11 protein-coding genes are annotated in these 9,790 nt (G+C 29.4%); 7 read left to right on the forward strand and 4 right to left on the reverse strand.

The genetic code is table 11. The features are described from left to right. Positions 1-1,033: 1,033 nt before the first annotated feature. From WKH56_RS34740 to WKH56_RS34760, 5 genes are all read left to right on the forward strand, one after another. Entirely contained in the window at positions 1,034-1,420 is a 387-nt protein-coding gene (locus tag WKH56_RS34740; RefSeq protein WP_048022316.1) for a hypothetical protein, read from the forward strand. Between the two features lie 138 nt (positions 1,421-1,558). Then, positions 1,559-2,392, forward strand: coding sequence for a hypothetical protein (locus WKH56_RS34745; protein ID WP_048022314.1), 834 nt, complete (start codon positions 1,559-1,561; stop codon positions 2,390-2,392). 1,600 nt (positions 2,393-3,992) lie between these two features. Beyond that, a complete protein-coding gene (locus WKH56_RS34750; protein ID WP_048022308.1) occupies positions 3,993-4,631 on the forward strand; it encodes an ATP-binding cassette domain-containing protein in 639 nt (212 codons plus the stop codon). 15 nt (positions 4,632-4,646) lie between these two features. After that, positions 4,647-5,342, forward strand: coding sequence for a hypothetical protein (locus WKH56_RS34755; protein WP_048022306.1), 696 nt, complete (start codon positions 4,647-4,649; stop codon positions 5,340-5,342). A gap of 677 nt (positions 5,343-6,019) precedes the next feature. After that, positions 6,020-6,175 carry a YvrJ family protein gene (locus tag WKH56_RS34760; protein ID WP_080968617.1) on the forward strand — a complete coding sequence of 52 codons (156 nt, stop codon included), beginning with the start codon at positions 6,020-6,022 and terminating at the stop codon, positions 6,173-6,175. A gap of 32 nt (positions 6,176-6,207) precedes the next feature. Here the strand turns inward: WKH56_RS34760 and WKH56_RS34765 are convergent, their stop codons facing one another. Continuing rightward, positions 6,208-6,762 (reverse strand): DUF3967 domain-containing protein, encoded by a 555-nt coding sequence (locus tag WKH56_RS34765; protein ID WP_342837806.1) that lies wholly within the window; start codon positions 6,760-6,762, stop codon positions 6,208-6,210. A 281-nt stretch (positions 6,763-7,043) separates the two neighbouring features. Between WKH56_RS34765 and WKH56_RS34770 the strand changes: the two genes are divergently transcribed. Further along, the gene (locus WKH56_RS34770; protein ID WP_342837808.1) at positions 7,044-7,310 is read left to right on the forward strand and encodes a hypothetical protein; all 267 of its coding nucleotides are present in this window, start codon (positions 7,044-7,046) and stop codon (positions 7,308-7,310) included. 257 nt (positions 7,311-7,567) lie between these two features. Here WKH56_RS34770 and WKH56_RS34775 read toward each other — a convergent pair whose 3' ends face one another. The 3 genes from WKH56_RS34775 to WKH56_RS34785 all read right to left on the reverse strand — a co-directional run bounded on the left by WKH56_RS34775 (position 7,568) and on the right by WKH56_RS34785 (position 9,142). Beyond that, the gene (locus WKH56_RS34775) at positions 7,568-8,212 is read right to left on the reverse strand and encodes a MarR family transcriptional regulator (RefSeq protein WP_342837809.1); all 645 of its coding nucleotides are present in this window, start codon (positions 8,210-8,212) and stop codon (positions 7,568-7,570) included. Between the two features lie 185 nt (positions 8,213-8,397). Next, a complete protein-coding gene (locus tag WKH56_RS34780; RefSeq protein WP_342837810.1) occupies positions 8,398-8,814 on the reverse strand; it encodes a hypothetical protein in 417 nt (138 codons plus the stop codon). Positions 8,815-8,830: 16 nt separating this feature from the next. Then, positions 8,831-9,142: a hypothetical protein gene (locus tag WKH56_RS34785; protein ID WP_342837811.1), complete on the reverse strand. Its 312-nt coding sequence runs from the start codon at positions 9,140-9,142 to the stop codon at positions 8,831-8,833. A gap of 316 nt (positions 9,143-9,458) precedes the next feature. On the opposite strand from WKH56_RS34785, the gene WKH56_RS34790 reads away from it, so the two are divergent. Further along, positions 9,459-9,790 (forward strand): MobA/MobL family protein (locus WKH56_RS34790; protein WP_342837813.1); only part of this gene is annotated, 332 nt, incomplete at its 3' end.

Raw genomic sequence — 9,790 nt, forward strand, 5'->3', positions numbered from 1 at the left:
TTAAACGATACTCTGACCAATAGGGACATGTCTAAGGAGCGTACTAATTTAATGAAATATTCGTGTCACACTACCATCATATGCGGGAAATATGGTGTATGTACATAATGTTTACAAGACTTTTGTACTAAATAATCATACATACTAATGGACAAGCATATTAATTAAAAAAAGGACTCAACATGCTCCCTTTTGTGAATTGAACTAGCAGACGACTCCCAAATGGACCGATTTGGGGGTTATTTGCTTTTATATGAGTATGCAAATAGCGTAAATAATACTATTTGCATAGAATTATCATATGCTTATCCCCATATAAAGGTTCATTACTGTTCGAAAATCTACTGATGACTACGCCATTTGTTAACGATAAATTGGAATAGAAAGTCTCTTGTAATTTAAACGTATAGAATACCGCAAAGAGATTAAACTAATTTAGAAGTCTTTCTAGGCTCCTTTTAAACCCCGATTTGTTTATCAGTAAAAAGCTATCTCTTCCCCAAATAGCTTTTTACATTTATGTCATTTTTCAAAGGTGTATTTTATGTACATAAACCCCAAAATATTTAAGGCGTTTCTAGTATTCTTTATTGTTTCTTCTTTTCCCTTTGCTACTATCTTGTTTACAGATTATTTGACCAGGACCAATAAAAAAAGTAATTCATATTAGTAGTGAATAGTTATAAATATTTTGAGCACCCTATATAAGATATTTCCTATCAATATCTCGCCCTAAATTGAAAAAAACTTCTAGTTCATAACTAGAAGTTTTTTTTATGTTACGTAGAGTATTTGTGGCTAAGCAATAAGTTAAGTGCATCTAATATGCTAGCTTTGTCCATTAATTTCTTAAAAATTTTTGATATAAAGGTATAATATTTAAAAATTACATTATTATGTATATTTATAGTAATATTGTACCTTTTTTTGAAAAAAATTCATTATTTTGATTGATTGATAGTTACGAATGTAATATGTTATTACTTGGCTCTGCATACAACAAATGTAAAATACATACTTTGGGGGTAATATTATGTTAAAAAAATCTTTATTAACTGGTGCTATAGCATTATCAGTTATAGTTCCAACAGCAGCAAGTGCTGCTTATACTGGTTATGTTGGTTACACACTTCCAGCATACTCAGGAAACAATTATACTAGCGCTCACACAAAACAAACTGGTGATGACTTTATTAAAAATAAACTTGAAAATCTCTCAAAGACATCTAAGGCAAACTTCTGGGCAGCAAACACTGACAAAAATGCTATTTCTGGTAAATATGATCAGAAAGTAGGAAGCATTGTACAAATTAATTTTAGTAGTGGCAAATCTAAAGGATATCAAGCAAGACTAGGTATGGAAAATGACGATTGGTCAAAAGACAATGCATTCGCTGCAGGTCAAGTAGATTTCAGATAATATCCATTCTAATAAAGTATGCAGTCTAACAATTAATGTCACAGGGTACTATTTAAATAGTACCCTGTGACTTTTTGGCTATATATTCTTTTTTTGAATATAACAACTATTTTATTTTCCGAAAGGATATGGACCTGTATGATTAATGTATTAAAACTAGAATTAAAAAGCTGTATGAAAAGAAAAGAAATACATTTTGTTTTATCTTTTTTAATTTTGCTTTCTGTTGCTGCTTTTATTGCTGAATCTATACCTTTTTATGAAAGTAATATGAGATTTATACGATCAGCTTATGAGACTACAATTTTGCAAGGGGTCTATGCAAATCCATTTAGAAACACCCTACTATTTATAATTCCCTTAGTAGCAGCTACAGTTTTTTCAGATTCCTTTTTTATAGATTATAGGATGGGAGTCTATAAAAATATTTTAACTAGGTCAGATAAAAAAACTTACCTGATAGCAAAATATATTGTTACTTTTATTATGACTTTTATGGTCTTTTTTATAGGGCTACTCATCAATCAATTACTATGCTTTATAACTTTTCCTTTAAATGGATTTGATAATAACTCTTCTTTACCACCTTATGACATTGGTTTGCAGAATTTTAATAATAAAGCTTTATTCGATTTACTAAGACTAGAATCACCCTTATTCTATAACCTTACTTTTATTTTTATTATTAGCCTATTTGCAGGACTTATAAGCTTAGTCACTTATTCTGTATATTTTCTATGCCTAAACAAAAATCGTATCATAGGAATCATGTCTATTTTTATTATTTATATCGTTATAAATATTGGGTTACCGATACTTGGTTTAAATGAATTTTCTCTTTTTAATCAGTTAAATCCAGGCCACGAAGGTAATTTCATTCAAATGATAGTATGGATAGTTGTACTATTATTTATTTCATTTTACATTCTTATTACAAAAGGAATAAAGAGTGAATGGGAACTAGAAGATTAGAAAATTAAGGAGAAATATATATCAAATGTCACTAAATTTATTAAGAAAGAATCTTAAGACTCAAACGTTTTATATAACAGTACTTCTTTTTTTTGCGCTTATATACTATAAAACAATTGGAACTATTAATTACAACTTAATTGATAATAAAGAGAAAAGTGAAAAATTATTACTAACATTTTATAAAGTATCCTTTAATCCATTATTTCTTTTATTCATAATAGTTCCTTGTTTTCTTATTTTAATAGATAATTTCTTTTTCAAATTTTTTAATCAATATAAAGTGTTCTTAAGGTATAAAAACCTTAAAACATGGTGGAAAGATAAATTATTGTCTCAGATTCTTTTTTCTATTGTATTTACTTTATTATTAAACATTTTATTCATTATTAACTTGATAATTAAAGGAGCTTTTTTTCATATCAATCTGAACTTTATTGTGTACATTCTTTCCGGTATAGTTCTACAATTCATAGGGTTTAGTCTATTAAGTAATATCTATCAGATTTTGACTTACATAATTAGGAATAGAAATTTTGCTTTCATTGTTATCTTTTTACTAACTTTTACACCTTTTTCATTAAATAGCTTTTTTATTAAAAATATATATTCTTTACCTGAATACATGTTTTTAACAAATCTAAAAGAAATTAAAACTGTAATTTCTAATATGGTTACAATTATTCCTATTCTCCTTTGTATTCATATCATCACAGTTAGCTTGAGTTACTTCATCATTAAAAATAAAGATTTGTATTGGAGGAACTAACAAGTTGTTCAAAAATAATAATATTTATAATGACTTCAAGACAAATTTTGCTTATATTTTCTTAATTGGAATGTTTGTAAGCATATATAATACTCGATTCTTAGAAAGACCAGATTTAAACAATAATGATATTAATTTATTATTTTTATTCTCATATGGAAGTTTGGATATACCAAGTATTAAATATATAGTACCTTTGTTTATTTTTTTATTACCTCAAATGTATTTAATACATCTCTTTGGTGATTATCTTCCAAAGAATTTTCATCGTTACTCTGTTTATATCTTTACAAGAACAGAAAATAGAACGAAGTGGGTTCTCAATAACTTGAAACAACTTTTTATTAATGTATGTATATATTACTTAATTTTATTTCTATGTGTATCAATAGTAGGGATACTGAAAGGGTTAAGAATAGATAGTTATAGTGATTTAATAATAATCCTATATTTATACATTTTAGTAATAGTATTTAATTATTTCTTATTACTATTAACTAATAGTTTGTCTATCTTTTTAAATTCTACATACTCTTACATAATAACTATATTTTTACATATATTTTCTATGCTATTATTTGGTGCTACTTATGAATTACCTAATAGTTCTATATTTTTTATTAGATTGTTACCATCAGTTCATTCTATTCTAACTTGGCATAATATTAACATTATTAATCATAAATACTCTATTATTAATGATTACATTGATGGTTTCTATATTACACATTCTATTCTTTATATATTAAGTTTATCTTTTATTATCATCTTTATAGTTCTACATAAACTTAAAAGAATGGACATTATATAAATAGAGGAGAGTAAATAAAAATGAGTTATATTGAAATTAAAAATCTATGTAAGAACGTAAAAGGGAATGACATATTGAATAATATAAATTTATCTTTAGAAAAGGGAAAAATTTATGGATTTTTAGGTCGAAATGGTTCAGGAAAAACTATGTTATTCCGAGCCATTTGTGGGCTTATTAAACCAACTTCCGGAGAAATCAAAGTTGATGGTAATATTCTTCATAAAGATATTTCGTTCCCTAAAAATTTAGGTGTTATTATAGAGTCACCAGGCTTCTGGGATTATTTAACTGGTTACGAAAATCTGAAAAACTTAGCTGGAATTAAAAAAATTGTTACAGATCAGCATATTAAAAATAGTATTGATAAAGTAGGGTTAAATTCAAATGATAATCTCTCTTACAAAAAATACTCATTAGGAATGAAACAGAGACTTGCCATAGCTCAAGCTATTATGGAATCTCCTGATTTACTTGTATTAGATGAGCCCACAAATGCTTTAGATGAAGATGGAGTTAAACTTGTTCACAAAATTCTATTAGAAGAAAAACAAAGAGGAGCTACTATATTAATCTCTAGCCATAATAAAGAAGATATCACTATACTATCAGATAAGAAATTTAAGATGAATGAAGGAAGAATCGAAGAATTAAGTTAATGAAGAGGAGACATTATGAAACGAAGTATTAAAACATTGTATCTAGTCATCATGTTAGTTTTAATAGGGTCAGTATCTTTAGGTATAATAATCAAAAAATCATTTATTAATGATGTACATATAGATAACATCTCCAAAAAGTTTGAAGAAAGCAACGTGTCTATATCCGAAGAAGATGAGTTTACTAAAACTTATTTTCAAAACAACATAACTAATTTAAAAGATTTAATTAATAAATCTGATTTAATTATTAAAGGAACTGTAAACACCAACAGGAAAATGTTAAATCAATCTATACTTACTGAAATACAGATTCAAGATATATATAAAAACGATTCTAATCAAAAATTAAAAGATTCTTTGTATATCTTTGAACCTACATATTTTAATTTTGATACCTACATTGTCCAATCAGGATATAATATCATGAAAACTAAAAATCAATATGTACTTTTCTTAAAAAGAATAAAAGTTCCAGATAACTACAAGTACAAAGGGAAAGAAGAGATCACTTATGTCCCAGTCTCAACATATTACGGAAAATATCCAACAAATAACAAAAAAATAACAAAGTTGATTTCAAATAATGAAAAAGATAATAGTACCCTAACCTACCATCAAATTGAAGATTATGAAGTGTTAACTAGCAATGAACAAATATTAAATAAATTTTTAGAGATAAAACACGATGTAAAACAAAATTTTAAATAATTATTAAATCTAAACGATATACAATTATAATTTTAAGTAATAAAAAAGCTTTTAAGAAGGACATTTCTTAAAAGCTTTTTTACTGGATAGCATCTTATAAAAGTATATCTACAACCTTTTTTAAACATTGCTTGTAGAATCTAAAAACTAAGCTAAATTTTAATACTATGCTTTTCTTCTAGCTCTACCATGACTTCTTAAATAGGTTTTTCAGTCGATAATTATATTTCTAATTATTTCATTATTAAATAAGACAAAGTATGAATATTATATACATCGATAGTTAACATAATGTCTCTTTCCGGAACACATTAAAAAAGAGAACCCTTGGGAGGCAAAGGTTCTCAAAAGGGTCCTCTTTATCGATTATGCAGCTTTTTATACATCCTTGACGCGTAAGGGTTTCATACTAGGGCATAACCCAAACGAATGAATAAAAAGCGCACCTTTTATTCATATGCTTTACACCCAAAAAATAGCATTTTAAAGCATGTTATGGTATATTTCAAGTCCGATAATCGTTCATCCCATATTGATGAACCCTTACTAAAAGAGCAACCCCGTTGGCCAATGGCCGGGTTGCTCTTTTTTATTTCATAAAGGACTTTTGTATTAAAAATGGATATATACCCTACGAACAAATACTTAGAAATCGCATATTATGATATATCTTCTAAATGAAGGAGGTATGTTATATAGATCTCGTTAGTTTCATAAAAGAACTGGGCTTTCCCATTGCTTTAACTTTCTATCTACTTGTTCGAATTGAAACTAAATTGGATAAAATTACAGAACTACTTCAAATTCTTATTGAAAAAAAGGACAAGCCATAAATAAAAAAGACAGCAGATTCTTGCTGTCTTTTTTATTTCCAAAATTCCCACCACTTTTTTTCTTGGGATGCTGCTATAGCTTTCTGGGTTTGATGTAGTTCTCTAAGAGAAGTAGTAAGCACTTGATCCCTATCTTCAAGGCGAGACAATATATACTTTTCTTGTTCTTCTAAGCGTTTCAACAAGTTTTGATTAAATAATTCTTGTCTCTCCATATATTCTTCTTGTTTTTGAATGTGTTTAATAAGGGTATCTATAGTTTCATCCGAACGCTCTAAAGAACGGCGTTCTTCTTTGGTGTCCTCACGAACGGATACCGTTCGTTCCTCGAACGCACCATTTCCAAACATTGATATTATAATATCCGAGGCGTTATCCAATGGCATATTTGTTTCTTTTAATAATAATTGAAACTTTTTCAAAGCATCAAGATCATGCTCAGTAAATAAACGCTGATTTCTATCATTTCTAATAAATATATAACCTTTTTTCTCTAAAGCTAGACACCATTTTCTTCCTGTGCTTTCTGATACTTCTAATATTGAATTTATCTCTTTAGGAGTATAAGCTTTATCATATTTATCCATGCACTACCCCTCCAATTTCTTAATCTTACCGTTCTGCTCACGTTCGTCAAAATAAATCAATAACTAATAGTATTACATCTTCTAAGTAAGTAAAATATATCCTTCAAAACATCAAATCGTTTATTTAAAAAGGTTTTACATCCATTTAGTCAAGCGTTCTCTAGAGTAGCGCTTAGCGTTCTAGTACTAAGAACGCCGTTCTTCTTAATCATAAAATACTTTCATAGTTAACTACAATATAAAAAGGGCGGCCATTATTGTTATCATTAATACATACATAAGTGAAAATTATTGAAAAGGATGTGGCCGTTATAAAAATATGTGGAATTTGCAACGATGAAATTGAAGATATTGATAAAGCAATGTTACGAAGAATTAGGAAAGGTGCTATGAAGTTTCCAGGATCAAAAAAAGAAGAATTAAAAAAGATTCATACATTGGCATTCAAATTTTCAAATGAAAAGATATGTGAGTACTGTTATTTAAGAGAAATGGCGAGATTAACGACTATTATGAGAATTAAAGCAATGGAGAATAAAAATTCTTAAATAACTTTCGGCCGCCTTAAGGCGGCTATAAAAGCCTTAAGGCTTTATATTTTTTCTAACGAAAAAAATTTAAAAAGACTCTTGCAATTCTATAAGCGAATTGCTATTTATATAGAGTGAGAAGGGGTAAGTACAAGAATACTATTATATCAAGGTTTATAAGAGGTTAGGTGTTAGTTTTTTCTAACACCTGTGTTAGAAAAAACTAACACCTAAAAAATGTAAAAAAAACAAAAAAAAGAAATGCAAGAGCATTTCTAAAATAAATAAATTGGTAAGTTGTGTTTTTTCTTAGTATCTCCAACAGTGAAATTCTTTAAAGATCTTCGAAATATTTGTTGAGTAGCTCTATCAATTTTATCTTTAGGACCACAACATAAAATATTCGGATTAACAAACCAAGTTCGAGAAGTACAATTACGTCCTTCTTCTGTGGTAATACCGGCTTCTGCTACTCCTAAAATACCTTTTTTCAAAAGATCATTCATAATGACTGATAATGGTGCTCTAGATTTACCTAAAGCTTTCGCTAAATATGTGGGAGTTGCAGCGTTAACTGTTATCTCTTCATGTTCTACTTCTGCTTTTTCAATAATTACATTTGATTTTATCTCTAAATATCTTGAAATATCTAATAAAAATGCTTTTTCAGCACTAGTTAAATAACCGATTTCACACAAATAATTGAGGTTTTCAGTAATAATTTGCACAAATTTCACCCCATCATTTTTCTTTCTTTTTTTAGCAATAAAATAATCGTCTCCAGTAGTTTTATGTAAAATCTGTAGTAACATCTTTTGCTGCTCTGCTGAAAGACCAACTTCTGCCTCACCAATTATTTCTTCAATCTTAGAATCTCTTATTCGCGCATTTTTTTCTGCTTGTTCCAATGCTTTTTTCAATTTAATTCCCCCGATTTTTGTGGAAGGAATTAACCAACGTATGTTATGATATAAGTACGAAAATATAAATAACTGAAGGTTAATTCCTTCGTTAATAGTTTTTAAGAAGAAGTCCTCCGGTCCGCGAAAACTTGAGGGCTTTTTCTTATGTCTAATTTTCTACCAAATCTTTCATGAATGCAAGCCTATTTCGACTCCATTCGATGTTTTAATGCTGCAAGCAGCTTATCATCCACTCGCTTAGGCTTGTACCCCATACGATCTATCAAAAGACCCTCTATGAGCTTCATACGAGCCGTATAAAGCCGATATTCACTTTCTCCAAACTCTATTACACTTTTATCAATCTCAGCTCCTTCTGGCGCTTTCTGAACCGTTCTCATCAAATTGTAGCTTTTTGAACGCTCTTCTCGAACCAATCTAAGCAAGATTAACAAATCATACGTATGAAAACCTTTAAGCTCCTGGAATGATAAAGCTGAATCTTGTAAACTCACATATTCTTTGAGTTGAGGACGCTTTATGTCTAAAGGTGCTCCACAAACAGAACATGCTTCATCCTTAAGATTATTTTCTGAATCACAATATGAACATTTCATCATAGGCTTCTACGGATCCTTATTCTTCAGAAACAGCTACTTCGGCTGCTGCTTTAGTTTTTTCTTTTACAACTACATCATGATGTAAAATCTTATCTTTGTTTTTACCTACATAAGATTGTAATGCCTTCGCAATTTTTTCTGCTTCTTCTTCACTTTGAATCTCAAAGTATTTCTCAAAAATCGCGCCGACTTGAATTAGTCGTCTTGTTCTTTCTTTTCTCTCTTTTTCCTTTTTACGCGCTTCAACCTGTTGTTTCTTCGCTTTCATCTTTTCAATTTTCTCTTCTAACTCCTGAAGAATTTCCTCATCTGTTCGCTTCTTCGTCACCCATCCTCATCTCCTTTTTATACTCTCTAATGTTTAAATCGATTATATCAAAAATTGAGATAAATTGGTATCTTTAGCATAGATTCTCTCACCAGTATATGGTATAATTCCCTTAGATCGAAGAGATAAAGGCGCACTTATACATTGTACCAATGTGTGCGGTTCCTTCGGAACGAAAAGACAAAACCAAAGATCCATTCGCCTAGATGGCGAATTACATAAAACCTGTTTGCCTATCGGCAAAGATGAAAGCACCATCTGACACCTTTGGTGTTCATAATGATGCTTTCATCAAAAACGTTGATTAGCGCACTTTGTGCTCTCATCAACTTATTCCAAAAACAAAAATCCATTTACAAGAAAGGAGGAATCAATCATGGCTATTTACCATCTGTCGATGCAAATTATCGGCCGTTCAAAAGGACAATCAGCTGTAGCTGCAGCTGCTTATCGCAGTGGCGAAAAACTACATGATGAACGCACGGACGAGCAAAATTTTTATACTCGTAATGTGCAACCAGAAACCATGATTCTGACTCCTACTAATGCGCCAGAATGGATGAAAGATCGTAACCGTTTATGGAATGAAGTTGAAAAAGTAGAGAAGCGCAAAGACTCACAACTAGCACGCGAATTAAACATCGCGTT

The organism is Priestia sp. SB1, from assembly GCF_038898415.1.